The organism is Burkholderia sp. Ac-20345 (genome assembly GCF_017104825.1).
In the GTDB taxonomy this organism is placed as follows: domain Bacteria; phylum Pseudomonadota; class Gammaproteobacteria; order Burkholderiales; family Burkholderiaceae; genus Burkholderia; species Burkholderia lata_B.
Genome location: NZ_JAAGPO010000007.1, coordinates 144,940 through 163,382, shown reverse-complemented (window position 1 = coordinate 163,382; position 18,443 = coordinate 144,940). Strand labels below are relative to the sequence as shown.

The following is an 18,443-nucleotide window of genomic DNA, read 5'->3' as shown; positions in this document are numbered from 1 at the left end:
CCAGCCTGCTCGGTCGATTCCTCGTCCGTGCTTCGTGTTGCCGCCTGCCGGCATCTTGTCTTTCCCTCTGGGGCTCCGTTCCCCAAAGGGATCGGTTTGCCCCTATTTTTCATTCAGGAGCAAACCATGTTGAAATTCGCAATCTCCCCGGTCGTCGCCATTTCGTTCGCTGTCGCAAGCATGCTCGCTGGCGGAAACGCCTTCGCGCAGCAGGCCGACCAGCAGGCGAAGCTTGGTGCGACCGGCACTGTCGTGCGTGTCCGTCTCGTTCCGGCGCCGGTCCCGCAAGGGAGCCATGTCGTTCAGGCTGCGTCTGCGCAGGAACTCGTCGAAGTCAGCGTGCGCGCCAGCGACGGCGAGTTGTACGGCGCTACTGCGGATCGCTTGCATCAACCGCGCCTTGGTGCGTCGGTCAGGCTGGTCAGCTATGGCGACGGCCTCCGCGTAGCGGAGTGAGGACGCTCGAGCTGGACCATCAACCAGCCTAGCGGCACTGTCGCAATCTCATCAATCTGCCCTCGGGCGGATCTCAACCCTAGCGGGGCAGTTATACCCGCACGGGTACCTGCTTCGCGTTACATTCAGGAGCAGGAAAATGCCACACGTTAGCAACAAGGAAATCACGGAAGCGAAGGCTAGCGGGGTAGATTCAGCGCTTACCGATCCGGTTGCGTTGACTGTTGCTTACCTCGCTATCGGTGCACGCGACGTGCTTCGAGAAAGTCGAGCGAGCAATTCGATGGTTGATCTGGATCCGTTCGGCGGTGAGACCGGATTTATTGATGAAGTGATCGGTCATGCATTGTTCGTCGATTTGATTGGCGATTGGTTTGATGTGAATGGCGAGCATCCTGGCGTATTCGCTTACGAGGTGGCGGAGCCGTTTGGTGATGCCATTGCTCGCGCAATGATAGCCGACGGTAAGGCGGCTTCTGACCCAGGTAAAATTTTGCGAGAAATCCTGGTTCACGCGAGCTACGAATCGACCGGAATCGATAAATCGTTGGAACGGGCAAGCCAGGCCGTAACGGAATTGCAAGTGCGTGTGCGACGGCATGATCGGCCAACGCTGGAATTCCAGCCTTCGAAACACTCGCTCAGTTCCGAACAGACTGGCGCGCTGTATGCATTGCAGGCGGCGTTCACAGTGTCGACGGACTCGGGGTTGTTTGATGAATTGGTCGGTGCCTGCAAAAGTCCTGACAGTATCAATGATCTGTGTGACGTCGTGCAGGATGAGATCTCTGCCCTCGAAGGCATCAAGCAGTCGGATATCAGCGCTCCGTCATCGAGCATGTGATCCATCAATGTTTAACGCCCCCGCCGCGCGTCCCTTTACGGGACGTTCAGGGGGCGTTTTTTGGTTCCGCACGGATTTCCGGAAAGGCTTTTCCGCCTTGCCGAGGTGCGTGGACGTTCCTTGGTCGAATTGCTTTTATGCGCCCAGTCGGGCGCGCTTCAAGGAGATGAGATGTCGACCTCTGTTGAAATCGAGGAAAACTGCCACTGCGCGCATTGTGGGCGAACATCGTGCATTGTCGCTTACGAGGACTTCTTCGGACATGTTGTCCACACGAGTCGTTGCGATTTATGCGGTTATGTCATTGAGTTCGATTACGGCTGCGGCTCGATGGACGATCCGACGATCACGGCTAACAAGCGCGAGGGCATCATCGTGGTGAACGGCCGATTTATACCCGGCAGCCTTGTTGGAGCGCAAAGCTTCGCCGCTATGCTCAGCAAGAAGCAGAAGCCTCTTCAGCGTTGTTGGTACGTGGCCGGCACAACCGGCCAAGTCGTGCATGTGACCGAAGATCTGGAAGGTGTGGAGAATTCCGCAGAGGCACTTCAGCATGCGAACGAACTATTCGCCCGAGTTGCTCTTCGAACCGACGCCATGGCAGGAACGCCCGTTTGAATCTTCCTTCTCGCTACAACAATGCCTTCGCCCGCTCTCCCTGGGAGTGGGCTTTCTTACGAAGTGCAACCATGAACACGGTATTCAACACGATTGGTAGCTCGGGGCTCATGGGCCGGATGGCCGTTAGTGGATACAGCGACGGTGGAGGACTTGCCGCCGTTGAGCGTGTACCGCTGCTATTACCAACAAAGCATGAGCTCGATGCGGAAAGGGGACGTGCGCAATGGTTCGATACCTCGGGACAAAAAGGCTGGTTTATGACGAGGGGCAGTCTTTACGAAATGCTGCGGCCGTACGTTCCGACGATTGTCGCGCCGCGATGGTCGGTGGCTAGAACATGTGTACCCTGTTGGAAATGTTATCGGGACACGCACGTGTACGCAGTATGCGTTTGCGCACCGGCGGGCTGGCTGTACAGTACGCCGGACGATCTGGATTGGGCGGCGTCCATGCCGGAGGCAACCCGGGACGGTCGCCTGAACGTCTGGAGCATGTGGGAGGCATTGCCATACGCAGTAACCTCTGCGTATCTCACACGTGTCAACGGATCGGCAATGCAGCAACTACAAATCATCTGCCCGGCATACCGGCCTGATACGAGCGAAGCAGCAGGCGGACGCTACTGGATGAATCACTGTGAGCACTGCGAGGCAAAGCAGGGAGACCATTTCCTGCATGGCACGGATCATGGCCCAGGAAAATTCCTGCCGATGAGCGAGGAGGCCTCCACCGAGATCCAGTTTCGTGAGGTGGAGGGCCTATTGATTGCCAGAGGCTCCCTGGATTATGGTGACGCGCCCCTCGAACACATAGCGGCCTGCGGCAGTTGGTAGTTCAATTCTCGATTCCATTGCCGAACGCAATCGATCAAAGGGGCCGCCCTGGTGTCGCGAGCTTACTCGTTAAATCGACCCTTTGATGCTAACCGCGAATTGGAAAATGAAAATTCTTAAAAATATGCCAATCACGATCGCAAGGGCGCCGACTTCGAGAATCACAAATGGATTGATCGGTTCTGGTTTCATATCTGGAATCGGACAGAGATCGGCCGCTTGATGCGGCTGGATACGGGCCAGGTACAGGGCCGTCAGTCGCGCTTGCTTAAGGCTTGGTGCGCGACACGGCGCGGCACTCACCGGCGGGCATCGAAGTACCGCCTTTCGCCAGATCGGCTGCAGTAGCCCACTCGCGGGAGCTCGAGAAACTGATCGCCGTCGCCGCGCGGCACCCGCTGAGGGTTGACGAGGTTTCCAAAGCACGCGAACTCGTGAGTGTCAGATCGCAACAGAAAGCACGTCCTGATCGGGGGAGCGCTGCATTCCTATCTTCCTATCAGGAAGTAAGTGCTATACTCGAACCGCTTTCCATCGGTAGCTGGTCCGTTTCCCAGCCTGCTCGGTCGATTCCTCGTCCGTGCTTCGTGTTGCCGCCTGCCGGCATCTTGTCTTTCCCTCTGGGGCTCCGTTCCCCAAAGGGATCGGTTTGCCCCTATTTTTCATTCAGGAGCAAACCATGTTGAAATTCGCAATCTCCCCGATCGTCGCCATTTCGTTCGCTGCCGCAAGCATGCTCGCTGGCGGAAACGCCTTTGCGCAGCAGGCTGATCAGCAGGAGATGCTTGGTGTTACCGGCACTGTTGTGCGTGTCCGTCTCGTTCCGACACCGATCCCGCAAGGGAACCGTGTCGTTCAGGCTGCATCGGCGCAGGATCTCGTCGAAGTCAGCGTGCGCGCCAGCGATGGCGAGTTGTACAGTGCCTCGGCGGATTGCTTGCATCAGCCACGCCTCGGTGCGTCGGTCAGGTTGGTCAGCTTTGGTAACGGCCTCCGCGTAGCGGAGTGACGTCTCCTGGCTTCAGTCGCAGGATGGGGCCGCAAGGCCTTCTTCCTTTGTTGTGCGCCCTTGCTGGGCGTGCATGGAAAGGGAAGTCAGTGTCCTGAAAGTCCTCTTTCTATAACCCTTGCGGGGAAGTGCTCCCCGCTGCCGGGGCGCTTCTCACACACACGGTGGAGAAGTAAATGGAACGTAAGCGGTCAATAAATGACGCCCTTCCCATGAGGGTCAGGAGGTCAGAAGCTAGGTGTCCGCGTGGACACCTGCACTCAGACCTTAATGACAGAGCAACCGAATCTTCGAAACAGACTGGTAGTGGGCCGCAAGCGAGACGGTCGCCGCGAATTTGATGAAGCAGCACGGCAGGAGCTGGTCGAGCTGTGCCTGCGGCCCGGCGTGTCGATTGCTCGTACGGCAATGGATCACGACGTCAATCCGAACCAGTTGCGTAAATGGATCGCGGGCCATCAACAACGGCAACTTGCACAGCCATCGGCCGATGAGGTTGTGGCCGACGGCGTACCCATTGATCTTCCAGGGCCAACGTCCCGTTATCCCTCACCCGAGTCGACGTCTGCATTTGTGCCGGTAATGCCGGCGCCACAGCAGCCATCACCGCAGCGATCACCTGAGTCGCTGATGGCGATCGCGTTGCATGTGCGTCTCCCCAACGGCGTCGAATTCGATCTTGGGAAGGCGAGCCTCGACGAACTGGCCACGATCGTCCAGATGCTGGGGAGGTTGCCGTGTTCCGGTTCGACGAAGGATTGAAGGTCTACCTGCATCGCGATCCAGTCGACTTCCGCATGGGCATCAACGGGCTGTCGATCCTGGTCGAACAGGCGATGCGCCTGAACCCGCTGACCTCGGCGCTGTTCGTCTTCGGCAACCGCCGTCGCGATCGTATCAAGATTCTCGGCTGGGGCGGCAACGGCTTCTGGTTGCTGCTCAAGCGACTCGAAGCCGATCGCTTCATCTGGCCGATCGGAAGCGACACGATCACGCTCACCGCCGAGCAGTTGCACTGGCTACTCGACGGAATCGACCTGGCCGTGATCCAGAAGCATCCTCAGCGATATTACGCGCGGATGAGCTGAACATCACGAGGGCGGCATAGTCTAATCGGTCATGCCGACCAGTCCCGTCATACCTAGTGTTGAGGAATACAAAGCACTGCTTGCAGAACGCGACGCGCTGCGCGGTGAGCTTCGGCTCGTGACGGCTCAACGCGATCTGGCCGAGGAGAAACTGCGGGCCTACAAGCACGAACTGTTCGGCGCATCGAGCGAAGCGCGCCATGCCGACCAGCTCGGTCTGTTCAACGAAGCCGAGGCTCTGGCGACGACTACCGACGCGCCTGCGCGCGAGGACGTACCCGGCACGTCGGTCGCCGCCCACACGAGAAGCAAGCGCGGGCGCAAACCACTCGATCCGAACCTGCCGCGCGAGGTCGTGCGGCACGAGCTACCCGAGTCTGAACGGTTCTGCGCACACGACGGCCATGCCCTCGTCGAGATCGGCGTGGAAACGAGCGAACAGCTTGACGTGATTCCCGAGCAAGTGCGCGTCGTTCAGCATCAGCGGGTCAAATACGCTTGCCCATGCTGCGATCTCGGTATCAAGGTCACGCCGGCGCCGGCGCGCATCATTCCGCGCGGGCTGCTCACGGAATCCGCACTGGCCTGGATCATCACCGGCAAGTACCAGTACGGCATGCCCCTGTATCGCCAGGCCACGCTGCTGCGTCGCTTCGGCGGCGACATCTCGTCGAATACGCTGGCCGCCAGCGTAGTGCGGGTAGGCTTGGCCACACAGCCGGTGATCAACCTGATGCGCGACGCGCTGCTTGAATCGGACCTGATCTACGGCGACGAGACAACGTTCCAGGTGCTGAAAGAGCCGGGACGAAGGCCGCAGGCGAAGAGTTATCTATGGGCGCAGATCAACGGCTCAGGGCCGCCTGTACGAATGTTCTCGTACTCGCCGGGGCGCGGCGCCCAACATGCGCAGAAGCTCTATGCCGGCGTGCAGCCCGGCACTGTGCTGATGACGGACGGGTACGAGCTCTACAACGGCATCGCCCACGATCACCAGCTCGTGCATCTCGGATGCTGGGCACACGTGCGCCGCGGCTTCATCAAGGCCGAGGACTCGGTACCGAAGGCTGCTCGCTCGCCCGATCTGCTAGCCACGCGCTTCGTCGTGCTGATCGGCAAGCTGTTTGCGGCCGAGGCGCGCAGCGCGAAGTGGAAGTATGAAAGCCGGCAGCGACTGCGCGCCCGGTACAGCGCCCGCGTGCTCTCCCTCATCGAGCGCATGCTGGTCGAGCATCTGCCGGGCGTCGTGCCGTCGAGTTTGCTCGGCAAGGCATTGCAGTACATGAACGGACAGTGGCACAAGCTGGTTCGCTACGTCGAGAACGGCAACTGGCCAATCTCGAACAATCTATGCGAGAACGCGATCCGGCCGTTCGTCGTCGGCCGCAAGGGCTGGATGTTCTCCGATACGGTTGCCGGCGCGCAGGCCAGCGCCAACCTGTACTCCCTCGTCGAAACGTGCAAGGCCAATGGAATCGAGCCATATCGCTATCTCGCCTGGCTGTTCCAGAGGTTGCCTCTGGCGAAAACTGCTGACGCCTACGACGCGCTGCTTCCGTGGAAGCTGCCGCTCGACTCCGCTGATCCGCGCTCTTGCCACACGTCGTTCAAGCGGGCTTATGCATCGCCTCTACAACGCAGTATGCCCACTTCGCGCCATAGTCCACCGACCCGGCGGCATAGCGTTCTCCGCTAACAACTTCATCCATCGTTGGAGCGCGCAGACCGAGACTTTGCGCTTGATGCGTCGCTTCGCGAAATACGGCGTCTCGCTCCGCTGCTAGCCACTCGTCGATGCTGCGCCCTTTGCGTTTGGTCGCCTCGGCTTGGAATGCGTGGTAGATGCTGCGCGCTGGTTCGCGCCGGGGTTCAAAGATGTCCTGCATTATGTGTATCCCCTATCGATGTACGTGGCCGGACGGCAAATAAGACATTCGCCCATATTACACGGTGCCATCGCATGTCAAGTCTAGTGATCTGCGGCAAGGGTGGCGTCGTTATCCGATCGCTTACAATGGAACAACGGAGAATGCCGGAAGCAGAGCTCTTCGAAGGCAACTGGAATCACCTGTTCGGGCCCGGCCGTGCGGAGACGCAATGCCGTATCGTAGTCGACGTGGCAAACGACAAGCTCGTGGCTGCGCAGGCTTTCGACGGACTGAAGTGGGTGGATTTGTCCGCTGCAGAAAAGGCTCATCTGGCTGAGTCTGTGCTGGAAGTGAACGAGGTTAGCGATGACCCGGAGGTCTGGGGCCTGTCGCCGATCGGTTCGCTGCCACACTGGGCTCCGGGCGGGGAATCGCGGGAACTTGGTAGTTCGCCGGAGGATTCCATCGGGATGACCGATCTGGAAGTCGTGGAAGGTGCGGAACGGATGGCGCGCGTCCTGCTGAAGGCCTGGGGTTTCGAATTCTCGGGAGAAGCAGTGCGGAAGAGCGGGAACCCTCGCGCAATCTCCGCTTGGAACGTCGTTTCCGCGATGCTGAAGGAGTACAACGGCACTGACTTGTCCAGCGCGGTCGACTCCGTCGATTGCGACGTTCAGGCGGTTTCGCAACCGGATCCGACGCCTCAAGCTTTGACCTCGGATCCGTTGCAGATGCTGCGCAACGCCCTCCGCTTCAACGAGCTCGGCAAACGCCATGAATCGGCCGAGGCCATCTCAGCCGCGATTGGCATGCTCGAGCGCAAGTAGTCAACTCGATATCCGTTTCCCCCTCGAGGGGGAACGGGCCTCAAGTCCCTTTTCAAACCCTCGCGGGGGCGCTCCCCGATCGTGGGGAGCGCTTCTCGCAATCAACTTTGGAGAAGCAACATGAATCAAGTGAAATTGCCGGAAATCGTCTGGGCGTCCGACGGTTTCACTACGGAAATCGCGAAGGTCGATGGAGTTGCGATTGGTCACGTAGCGCTCCGCGGCCGTCCAGATTACGACGACGCTTACGAGGTGGTTCTCTACAACTCGGAAGGCGAAAAGAACTCGTGGTCCGGGAAGCCGGATCCGGCAGCAACTGCCCACGTGGGCCCAGAGCGGGACAAGGTGGCATTCCTGAAGATGGTCGAAGAGGCGCTGGAACGCGGCACGCCCAGCGACGTTTTGACGATCATGAAAAGGAACTGGCAGCGAAATGGCTCCTTCCCGGAGCGCGTGCGATTCAACTGGGGCTTTCACGATGGCACGGCCGAAGCGGAACGTGCGGCGGTCAGGGACATGGAGGGTCATCACGATCGCGCCTATGCACACGGCTATGTCCGTGGCGTACTGGCATGGAAGAACCTGGGATATCGTCCCGAGACGAGCGATGAAGCATGGTCGGCCTACCAGAACCATCCCGTAGCAGGACAGGCAACGGGGAAACGGCCGGAAGTTACGGTGGCCACACCCGCGCGTTCGCCAAAGGCCTACCGCGTCGAAGTAACGGGCGGCGGCGATCTGGATAACCAGCCTCGGGTCGCAATCTTCGAGGTGAGTGAGGAGTCGGCCCAGGATATCGTCAAGCTGTCCTCGGTGGTCAGAGCCAACGATCTGTACACGGTCGAGAAGCACGACTGTCGTGCTCAGTATCTTCAGTACGATCCGGAGACTGATCCTGAAGACGCACTGGATGCGGGCGACGAGAATTCCGTCCGTTCCGAGTGCGACATGCTGGTGGTTACCGATGACGAGTTTTTCTTTCGAGCCGAAGTGAAGCACACGGACGTTCCTGTGAAGTGCGCGTCACAATCGATCGCGGAACTGGCGGCGCACTTCGCCATTCCGTTCGAGAACCCTAGGCACATGCAGGACAATTCGTCTTCGCCCACCATGTAATCCATCAACATGAAGTCCGCCCGCCGTCTGCTCCGAAAGGAGCACCGGCGGGTCTTTTATTGGTGCGTCCAGTTTGCGAAATTTCGCAAGTTCGTGTCGGGGAACATTCGAGCTGACCGCGCGTACGTCATAAAGAGGCCCAAATAGGCGCTCATTCCGGATTCCTGCGCGGAAGCGGCGTCAATAGAATTTTGGCCAAGGGTTCCTGTCGCTGCCGAGAACAGCGACACGCCCATATCGGATAACTGACAGGAGCTCGAATGCAACCGGAACACCTTTGGAACATGCTCGTGGGGACCACCATCACGGATTCCGTGATGTCGGGGTATGCGACTCGCGTCGGCCGGCGCCCCATGCCGCAAAGGCTGAAAGAATTCCTGGACCTCCGCAATCTCCCGCCTGACAGATGGACAGATAAGGACCGCGCGCTCGTGGAAAGCGTGCGGGGTTTGGCGAAGGTACTGATGAACGGCCCCCTCTTGCTGGAAGACGTGGCCTCAATGGGTATCGGCCTCGGCGTCTCGAAGGAACTGATGGTCTGTCTGGCCGCATTCGCCGAACCCGGGGAAGCCCCAGACGAAGGCGGGGTCAGAGCGGACCATCCGACACAGAACACGCGTGACGTCATGCTCTCGAATCTCCGAGTTCTCTGACGGAGCGAGACGATGAATTTCGATTCGATTCTCAGACGGTTAGGGCTGGTTCGGCACAAAGACCTGACCGCACAACTGAATTTTGCTCGCAGCGTCGGCAAGCGTTTGGATGAGCATAGGGAAGTGGTCGAAACGCTTTCCCAATCGTCGTTTTTCGATGAGCATTGGTGGCACGCGGGTCATCTTGCGACTCAAGATGACTACCTCATGCGACTGTATTTCATGGTTCATGGTAAATGGCCGGTGGATGATCCGGCGAGCGGCCATCGTGGCTTTCGACGGAACGGCGAGTACGTTCGGCCACGCCCGCCCGTACTCGGCCAATGTCGCTTGCCTGAGTTTGAGGTCGCCAATGCAGGGGAAAGTCGATGATTTCGTCGCCCCTGCTGTCGATCGCGGCGCTGCTTTGCCTGCTGTTAATCGCCCCCGCGATCAAATCGGCGGGCTATGTGTGGAATGTCGCTGAGACAGCGCGAATTCGATCGAGGCAGAACGCGAAAGGCGCCGATCCGCATGTATTTCTGCACGTTTGTCGTTGTAGCAGCAATCGTCCGGCTGAAAGCCATTGGCATTGATGTGTTGCGTAGCTTGGAAAAACGGCTTCCCGATGAGAAGCAGTTATGTCATACTGAAGTCCTCTCAGGTTCTAGCACGGCCCTCGGATTGGCTAGAACACTTTTGAAGCGTCGCCCTGGAAAGTGCGACGCTTTTTTTTGATTCGTCGTACCGCCGGCGTCATCGCCTGTCCCGAGTCGGGCAGCCTAAGCACGTACGATTGGCAGTTGGTTCCAATCGGTCGTGTAGGCTGGTGTTAGCCGCTCCGGTCGGTGCCGCCACTCCTGCGCGAGTCCGGCGCAGGCTAACTTCACGGTGCCGCGACCAAAGCGCGCGTTCAATGCGTCGACAGTCTGCATCAGCGCTTGCGGATCTCGGCCATTGCCCGTCATTGTCGTCTCGTCGGCCCCAAACAGTTCCAGTTGCTCGACATCAACCGAACTGAGGTCGAATAGCATCACGCCCGCTTTCGCGTAACGCACCCCTTGCCTGAAAATCCCGCGTAGCGGGTATCGTGCGGCTTCGACGATCTGCCGGGTGTCTTGGGTTGCCGGTGTCAGCCGGATCGAGGTCGACGCGGAGAAAGGCGCTTCCCGCTCCCGAAACGGGCTGTTGCGAATGAAGACCTGCAGTGCGCCCACCCGCGAGCGCTGCGCGCGCAGACGGTGCGCAGCGCGCTCAGCAAATTCTGCAATCGCCTCGGCGAGTTCGGATTGCTCGAGCACGACGCGGCCGAGCGAGCGCGACGTCATGATCTGCTTGCGCGGCGCAGTGTCCGCGCCCAGGTCGATCCAGGGCGTGCCGCGCAGCTCGCGAACAGTCCGGGCAAGGACCACGGAAAACTCCCCAGCGATCGCCTCGGGGTCGGCGCGTGCGAGGTCGAGTGCCGACGCGATACCCAGTTCGCGCAGCCGCGGCGCTAAGTGCGGCCCCTCACCCCATACGTCGCCGACGTCGACTTCCCTCATCAGGGTCGCCAGCGCACCGCGCGGCATCGCAGTGAGGTCGCACACGCCGTTCCAGTGCGGGCGCTTCTTGGCGACGTGATTGGCTAGTTTGGTCCCGGTGTAGGTTGAGCCGAGGCTGACGCACGTTGGTATGCCGATCCATTGCAGCGCGCGAGCGCACCTCTGTTGTGCGTGGAGGTCCTGGTGGCCACCGAACGTGGCGTTAACGCCGCGCTGATCGGGTAGCACGACGATCGGCCGCGCGCGGCGCGGCTTAGGGCCTGCAGGCGGCTAGACGCGTTGGTGCCCACTCACATCGGCGCGATGCTGCGCCCCGGACGGGACTGTCACATGCCTCGTGAAGATTGTGTGTTTTCCCGTGCCGACCGGCGCACGGCCGCCGGCCGTGCTTTTCGGTTTTCAGGGCCCGAACGAAAACGTTTGCCTATATCTTTCACGCGATCGGGTTTTGTCCTACATTATCGGGGCTTCGGGCCGGCCAGCCGGCCCCTGGAACCTGAGATCACAAGAAGGAACAAGAATGAGTTTCGCTCCGAATGGGGGTATTCCCACTGGATTGGGCGGTAGTGCGTTCGGCTCGCTGAGCGCGCTCGGCGGCCTCGCCGGCCCGGTTGCGTCGAGTGTCGCCGGCAGCCTCGGGCCGCTCGCGGGCCTGGCCGGTCACGTCGACACGCTCCAGCGTGCGATGCAGCTCGCACAGACCGGCTTCTCGCTGATGGACAAGACGCCCGGCGCAGTCGCCGAAGCGATCAACGGCGCCGCCAACCCCGCGCGCCTGACCCAGCTCAATCGCTACGTGTCGCTCGACACGCCGCTCGGACCGGACGTGCTGCTGGTCAGTGCGGCCGTCGTCGACGAGTACGTGAACCGGTTGCCGGAAATCCACCTCGACTTGCTGTCGCACCGCCACGACCTTCGCCCCGAGGACCTGATCGGCCAGCAGGTCAAGATCAAGCTCGACCAGCAGGCGCGCCTGTCGACGCTCGAGCGCGTCGTCGCATCGGGCTCCGGCGACAACGACCGCTACTTCGACGGCTACGTTGCGTCGTTCGACCGGGCCGGCAACCCCGGGAACGTCACGCAATACCACCTGACGGCGGTGCCGTGGTTCTGGTTCCTGACCCGCTCGACCGACTGCCGGATTTTCCAGAACAAGACCGCGCAGGACATCCTCACCGAGATCTTCCAGGAACACGGGTTTTCCGATTTCGCGTTCGACATCCGGACGAGCCAGAAGCCGCTCGAGTACGTCGTGATGTACCAGGAGAGCTACTACAACTTCTGTGCACGGTTGATGGAGCAGGAGGGGCTGGTCTGGACGCACCGCTACGAGAAGGACAAGCACATCCTGGTGATCGGCGACACGAACCTGCTGTTCCGCCCGATCGACGGGCCGGCCTCGGTGCCGTTCGCTGCTACCGAGGCGAGTGAGGACAGCGGTATCGACCAGTTGCACGAAGGTCGGCGCTTTGGCGTCGGCAAGGTCACGTTCCGCGACTTCAACCACCAGAACCCGTCGTCGCCGCTGATGCTGGTGGAAGCCGGGCCGCAAAACCTCAAGCACGCGCGGCTCGACGCGACCGAGCGGTTCGAGCACCAGTCGCTGTACGACCACGGCGACGACGGCAACCGCTACGCCCGTTTCGCGATGGAGGCCGAGGAGGCGCAGGCCCATCGCTATACCGGCGGCGGCTACGCGTGGCGCATGACGACGGCCGGCGCTGTTACCGTCGCGAATCACCCGGTGCTCGCAAACAATCAGGAATACGTGATCCTGCAAGTGCGTCACGAGGCGGTGAACGACTACACGCAGCACAGCGCAAAACTGCCGTACCGCAACAGCTTCGCGTTGTTGCCGAAGAAGATTCCGTATCGCGCGACGCGCGGCACGCCGAAGCCGGTGATTCACGGCACGCAATCGGCGATCGTCGTGGGGCCGAAGGGCGAGGAAATCTACACCAACGGCAGCGCGGTGAAGGTGCACTTCCCGTGGGACCGGCGCGGCAAGAAGGATGGCTCCGATTCGATGTGGGTGCGTGTGTCGCAACCGTGGGCGGGCGACGGCTGGGGCGCGGCCGCGATTCCGCGGATCAAGCAGGAAGTGCTCGTTGCGTTCAACCAGGGAGATCCGGATAACCCGGTGATCGTCGGCCGCGTGTTCAACGGCGAGCAGGGCAATCCGTATCACGGTGCGGCCGGCCAGACGATGGGGATCAAGAGCCAGACGCACAAGGGTGAGGGTTCCAACGAACTCTTGATGAGCGACGTGAACGGCGCGCAGATGCTCTATATGCATGCACAGAAGGACATGCATACGGTTGTCGAAGACGCGCAGTGGACTCAGGTACTCAAAGGCGATCGGACCGTCGAGGTCGGGAAGGGTAACCACACGACGACAGTCGCGGTCGGCAATCTGTCGGACGTCGTGACGCAAGGTGACACGTCGCATAAAACGCCGCAGGGCGTGCATACGCTCGAAGCCAAGGAGCTGTGGATCAAGGTCGGCGGCGATGGCGGTACGAAGATCCACATGACAGCGGACTCGATTGACATCTACAAAGGTGATTCGGTGATCCACCTCGACGCCGGGAACATCAATATTCAGGCATCCCGAACCGACATCAACCCGAAGAACGGCTAAAACCCATCAGGATTACCCAACATGTACCAGATGCAGGAAGGCACGCTGGCGCTGCCCGAGGAGTGGCAAGACAAGACGATGAACGTATTCGTGTCGGCGGCAAGCGGCACGGAAGGCGTCAGTTTCGTGATCACGCGCGAGCGGCTGCCATGGGGGATGAAGTTCGCTGAATATGTGACAAGCGAGATCCGGAAGGTGGCGAAGCAGGTGCCAGACTATGCCGAGGTGGCAAACGAAGATGCCACCGTATCCGGGCGCGCCGCCCACGTACACGAGTTTACGTGGGCGAACAACCAAGCACAGATCCACCAGCGATTGACGATGGTGGAGTACGGCGAGGTTGTGCTGATGTTGACCTTCACCACGCCCGGTACGTTGAGCGACACCCAGCGCGAACAAATCAAGGCGGTGATTCAGAGCCTTCAGTTGCGCGATCCGATCTGAGGCCGCAATGTCGGACACGCCGAATTACAACGAGCCGAGCGGCAGCGCACAGGAACGTCTCGATCGGATCGCCAAGCTGGAGGACGGTGAAGCCGCCAAAGCGGCGGAGCAGCCGTTTTACGAGACCCTCAACTATGGGATGCTCGGTGCCGACGCAGGCCTGACGGCCGTTGAAGGGACGGCCGCAGGGTTGGGCGCCGCGGGTACGGCGTTGGCGGGCGGTGCAACCGGCGGCGCGGCATTGGGCGCGGGTGCGATCGCTGCGGGTACGATGATGCTGCCGCTGGCGATTGCGGTCGGCGGAGCGTGGGCACTCGACAAGGTTGGTTTTACGGGGTGGCTCGCCGGGGAGTTCACGCATGTCGGTGACGCACTGGGCCTCACAATCGGCCGAGGCGAGCCGCACCCCGCATGCATTGGCGATCGGATCGCGCACTCGTCGGGTTTTATGGGGATCCTCGCCGGCATTGCCGTGGGGGTCGCGATTGGCGTGGCGGTGGCGGCGACCGTGGCGACAGGTGGAGTCGCCGGGGCGCTGATCGTCGGGGCGTGCATGGCGGGCGGCCTGACTCTGGGGGGCGCACTTGCGTCGGCCAGCCAGAGCATGGGCAGTAACTGTGGCGAGATCGTCACGGGCTCGGGCAACGTGTACTTTGAGCGCAAGAAGGTTGCCCGCGTCACGGACCTGGTGACGTGCGAGCACCATTCGGGTGCGCCGCAGCCGCTCGTCGACGGCAGCAAAACGGTGTTCGTCAACGGTCTGCCGCTGGTGCGGATCGGCCACGAGACGCACTGTAGCGGTAAAGTCAATTCGGGGCGCAACAGCATCTGGATCGACAAGACGACCGGAAACTACGGCCCGAAGAACCCGGAGTTGTCCGCGACGCAGGAATTCCTCGCGGGTTTGATTGGCGGGATCGTGGGCGGCGGAATTGGCAAATTGGCCGGCAAGGGCTTGCGCGGAAAATTCCGGTCTGAGTCCACCCGATCTGCTGAACAGAAAGGCATCAAGGACGAGAACCGACCGGGGTGCAAGGACCCGGTCGATCCCGTATCTGGCGAGGTTCTGGAGGTCCGCACCGACATTGTGATCCCCGGTGTGCTACCGCTGGAATTAAAGCGTCGCTATCGGACGCAATCGGACGATCACGGGCTGCTCGGTCATCGCTGGTCGGACAACTGGTCGCAGCACCTGACGTTCGACGGCGGCCGCTTCGCGCGATTCCACGATGGTGCGGGCCTAGTGATCGGCTTCGATGCGCCGGACATGGCGCTCGACGGCATCAACCTGCGCGAACCGCGCTACCGGCTGATCGGCAGCCGTCTCGAGCCGCGCATCCTCGATCGCGACACCCGGCAACTGCGGCTTTTTTCGCCTCTTGTCGAAGGTCGTTCGTCTCGCCTCGAGAGGCTCGAGGACCTCGACGGCAATGCGGTCGCCTTCTTCTATGATCTCACGGGGCGTTTGAGTCGCCTGACCCATAGCGATGGCTATCGGCTGGAAGTTGCCTATCACGGGCGTGACCGTCGGCCGGAACGGATCGTTCTTCACGATGCGGACGGTCAGATTCGAACGCTCGTGAATTACGGCTACCAGAACGGCATGCTGACCCACGTGGCAAGCTTCCAGTTCGGCCAGTTCCATTACGCGTACGATGCGCACGGCTGGATGACCCAATGGCGGGATACGGACCAGACCGAAGTCCGATATCGGTACGACACCGCCGGGCGTGTCATCGAGACGGGCACCCGTCAGGGTTATCACACGGGCCGGTTTGTCTACGAGGCCGGCCGCACGCGCGTGATCGATGTCGACGGTGAATGGGTTTACGACTACAACGACGAAGGGCTCGTCACGGCCGAAACCGACCCGCTCGGCCATTGCCTCCACTCGGAATGGGAACTCGGCCGCTTGACGGCACGGATCGATCCGCTCGGCCGACGGACGGACTACCACTACGATGATCGGGGCCAACTGATTTCGGTCACAGACAGCTCGGGGCGCACGATCGGCTTCGAATACGATGACGCGCAGCTGCTCACCGCGGCGGGTTTGCCGAACGGCGGCCGGATCAAGCTCGAATACGATCACCTGCGCCGGTTGATCGCGCGCACAGAGCCGGATGGCACCAAGACGACCTACCGCTACGGCCCGAACGGCGAACTGCTGCGCATCGTTGCCGGCGATCGCGAAACCCGCCTCGACTACGACGACCGGTTGCGGCTCACCGACTTCGCATTGCCGACTGGTGCGCGCTTTCGGCGCGAGGTTGACGTGTTGGGTCGGATACTCGAGGAAACTTCGCCTGACGGGCATATCACTTACTTCGACTATGCCGACGGCCCCGACAATCCACGCGGCCTGGTGAGCGCGATCACGCGCCCGGATGGCTCCGTGTCACGGGCGCGGTACAACAGTGAGGGCCTGCCCGTCGAGTGGACCGATCCGATCGGGCGTACGACTCAGCGAACCTATGGCCCGTTCGATCTGCTGACGGCGTCGATCGACGCCGCCGGCCATGCCACGCGTTTCGAGTACGACCACGCGACCCGGCTAACGAAGGTCGTCAATGCACTGGGCGAGGCATACACGTACCGCTACGATGCGGCCGGGCGGCTCGCGGCCGAGATCGACTGGGGCGGCCGCACGACCCAATACGAGAGGGACGCTGCCGGTCGCTTGCTCGCAAAAACGCTGCCGGATGGTGGACAGTGGCGTTACACGTACGATGGTTTCGATCGGCTCGCCGAGGTCGATGCCGGAGACGTGAAGCTTGCGTACCGCTACGACGCGGGTGGACGACTGGAATCGGCCGAGGTGCAAGGTGAGCACGCGCATCTGACGCGGTTTGCTTACGACAGGAACGGCCATCTGATCGGCGAGGATCAGCACGGCGAACTGCTGCGGCACGTCTACGATGCTGATGGGCAGCGGCGTCTTCGGATGACGCCGCGACGGGAGACAGCCTACGCATACGATGCGCTCGGTACACTAACGCAGGTGGGCCGGCTGACGATCCAGCGCGACGGCATAGGGCGCGAAATCGGTCGCCAAGCGGCGGAGTTCGTTACGCAGCAGCAATACGATGCGCTCGGTCGTATCCGTCGGCAGATCGCGGGCCCTGCTGCGGCATTTGATGCCTTGCAAGACAACCCAGCGCGTGCGCTCGAGCAACTGACTCGACAGGTCTATCACTACGACGCCGCCGGACAACTGGACCGCGTCGACACCGACGTCGATACGTTTACGTACCGGCGTGACACACGCGGTCAGATCGTCTCGGCCGAGAGCCTGCTGCAGTCGGCCGAGCATTTCCGTTACGACGCGGCAATGAACATTGCCGCGCACGGGCAGCAGGCTCCCGTAGATGCTCACCATTACCACCGAGGCGGTCTGCCTGAACGGATCGGCTATGCGCGCTATCGGTACGACGCCCGCGGCCGCACGATCGAGAAGACGGTCGAACAGCCGGGGTTCCGGCCGAAGACGTGGCAATACACATGGGATGGCCTCAACCGGCTCGTGAAGGTCGTAACACCCGAACGCGGCGTCTGGCTGTACCGCTACGATGCCTTCAACCGCCGGGTCGCGAAGCAGCAGGTCGGTGGCCGCGAAATGGTGAGGTTCCTGTGGGACGGTCAGACGCTGGCCGAGCGGTGGATCGAGCGGCGCGACGGTACGACAGGCCAGGTCGTGACGTGGCATATCGAGCCGGGAAGTTTCTCGCCGCTCGCGCAGGAGACCGACGACGGCCTCTACCCGATCCTGACCGATCAGGTCGGTCTGCCGAAGGCAGTGTTCGGCGAACACGGCAAGCCGGTGTGGAAAGCCGCGTATTCGTTGTGGGGGAAGCTGCTGCCGGCGCGGCGCGCTGCAAACGACGGCGCATCAGCAATCGATACAACGCTGCGCTTTCCCGGACAGTGGGCGGACGACGAGACCGGGCTCAACTACAATCTGAATCGCTACTATGATCCGGATTCGGGACAGTATCTAAGCATCGACCCTCTCGGTCTCGAAGGAGGCCCTCGAACGCAAGGCTACGTTCGCGATCCGCAGCAACTGGTCGACCCTCTTGGTCTGCAGCCATGTTTGCCGAAGGGCAAGAAAATCTCGATGCGGGCGTACCGCTACGAACGCCCAGACCGGATTGGTACCACATGGACCACGCACGATGGGAATATTGCATCGGGCCACCGCTATACAAAGGAGGGCGTTGGCGGTGTCTATGGGGCTGATTCACAGGCCACAGCGTTGAGCGAAGTCCAACACTATAAGGTCGACCTGAAAACTCGCGAACTCGTTACCAAGGACGTCACACTCAATAACGTGCTGGATCTCACCGACCCGAAGGTACGCGATCAACTGGGTGTAAAGCTCGAGGACATCACCGGGGATACATACACCAAGACGCACGAGCTGGGTGATATGGCAATTCGGGAAGGGTATGATGGAATTTTGGCGCCATCAGCTCGAAACCCGGCCGGAGCCAATTTGATATCGTTTGCAGGATGGTGAT

General features: G+C 61.0%; 16 protein-coding genes. 15 read left to right on the top strand and 1 reads right to left on the bottom strand.

The features are described 5' to 3' along the window. The 12 genes from G3O06_RS05625 to G3O06_RS05570 form a co-directional block, all read left to right on the top strand. Positions 1-456 (top strand): hypothetical protein (locus tag G3O06_RS05625; RefSeq protein WP_205815348.1); only part of this gene is annotated, 456 nt, incomplete at its 5' end. Between the two features lie 139 nt (positions 457-595). Further along, the gene (locus G3O06_RS05620; RefSeq protein ID WP_205815347.1) at positions 596-1,300 is read left to right on the top strand and encodes a hypothetical protein; all 705 of its coding nucleotides are present in this window, start codon (positions 596-598) and stop codon (positions 1,298-1,300) included. Positions 1,301-1,471: 171 nt separating this feature from the next. Beyond that, entirely contained in the window at positions 1,472-1,918 is a 447-nt protein-coding gene (locus G3O06_RS05615) for a hypothetical protein (protein ID WP_205815346.1), read from the top strand. A 71-nt stretch (positions 1,919-1,989) separates the two neighbouring features. Then, on the top strand, positions 1,990-2,754 hold the full coding sequence (locus G3O06_RS05610) for a hypothetical protein (protein WP_205815345.1): 765 nt from the start codon (positions 1,990-1,992) through the stop codon (positions 2,752-2,754). 679 nt (positions 2,755-3,433) lie between these two features. Next, the gene (locus tag G3O06_RS05605) at positions 3,434-3,763 is read left to right on the top strand and encodes a hypothetical protein (RefSeq protein ID WP_205815344.1); all 330 of its coding nucleotides are present in this window, start codon (positions 3,434-3,436) and stop codon (positions 3,761-3,763) included. A gap of 246 nt (positions 3,764-4,009) precedes the next feature. Beyond that, positions 4,010-4,525, top strand: a complete 516-nt coding sequence (locus G3O06_RS05600; protein WP_346779486.1) for a transposase — start codon at positions 4,010-4,012, stop codon at positions 4,523-4,525. Then, positions 4,501-4,851: an IS66 family insertion sequence element accessory protein TnpB gene (gene tnpB, locus G3O06_RS05595; RefSeq protein ID WP_205815343.1), complete on the top strand. Its 351-nt coding sequence runs from the start codon at positions 4,501-4,503 to the stop codon at positions 4,849-4,851. Before G3O06_RS05600 ends, tnpB begins: the two co-directional genes overlap by 25 nt. Before the next feature lie 31 nt (positions 4,852-4,882). Further along, entirely contained in the window at positions 4,883-6,547 is a 1,665-nt protein-coding gene (locus G3O06_RS05590) for an IS66 family transposase (protein WP_241019531.1), read from the top strand. A gap of 333 nt (positions 6,548-6,880) precedes the next feature. Further along, positions 6,881-7,546: a hypothetical protein gene (locus G3O06_RS48885; RefSeq protein ID WP_241019529.1), complete on the top strand. Its 666-nt coding sequence runs from the start codon at positions 6,881-6,883 to the stop codon at positions 7,544-7,546. Between the two features lie 120 nt (positions 7,547-7,666). Continuing rightward, complete coding sequence (locus G3O06_RS05580; protein ID WP_205815342.1) at positions 7,667-8,662, top strand: hypothetical protein; 996 nt, start codon at positions 7,667-7,669, stop codon at positions 8,660-8,662. A 260-nt stretch (positions 8,663-8,922) separates the two neighbouring features. Then, positions 8,923-9,315, top strand: coding sequence for a hypothetical protein (locus G3O06_RS05575; protein ID WP_205815341.1), 393 nt, complete (start codon positions 8,923-8,925; stop codon positions 9,313-9,315). A gap of 12 nt (positions 9,316-9,327) precedes the next feature. After that, positions 9,328-9,687, top strand: coding sequence for a hypothetical protein (locus G3O06_RS05570; RefSeq protein WP_205815340.1), 360 nt, complete (start codon positions 9,328-9,330; stop codon positions 9,685-9,687). 389 nt (positions 9,688-10,076) lie between these two features. Here G3O06_RS05570 and G3O06_RS05565 read toward each other — a convergent pair whose 3' ends face one another. Beyond that, entirely contained in the window at positions 10,077-10,838 is a 762-nt protein-coding gene (locus G3O06_RS05565; protein WP_205815339.1) for a DUF4113 domain-containing protein, read from the bottom strand. 520 nt (positions 10,839-11,358) lie between these two features. Here G3O06_RS05565 and tssI point away from each other — a divergent pair. The 3 genes from tssI to G3O06_RS05550 are packed head-to-tail and all read left to right on the top strand — an operon-like array spanning position 11,359 to position 18,442. After that, positions 11,359-13,479, top strand: coding sequence for a type VI secretion system tip protein TssI/VgrG (gene tssI / locus G3O06_RS05560; protein ID WP_205815338.1), 2,121 nt, complete (start codon positions 11,359-11,361; stop codon positions 13,477-13,479). Between the two features lie 21 nt (positions 13,480-13,500). After that, complete coding sequence (locus tag G3O06_RS05555) at positions 13,501-13,923, top strand: DcrB-related protein (protein WP_205815337.1); 423 nt, start codon at positions 13,501-13,503, stop codon at positions 13,921-13,923. A gap of 7 nt (positions 13,924-13,930) precedes the next feature. Next, complete coding sequence (locus tag G3O06_RS05550) at positions 13,931-18,442, top strand: DUF6531 domain-containing protein (RefSeq protein ID WP_205815336.1); 4,512 nt, start codon at positions 13,931-13,933, stop codon at positions 18,440-18,442. The last annotated feature ends 1 nt before the right edge of the window (position 18,443 follow it).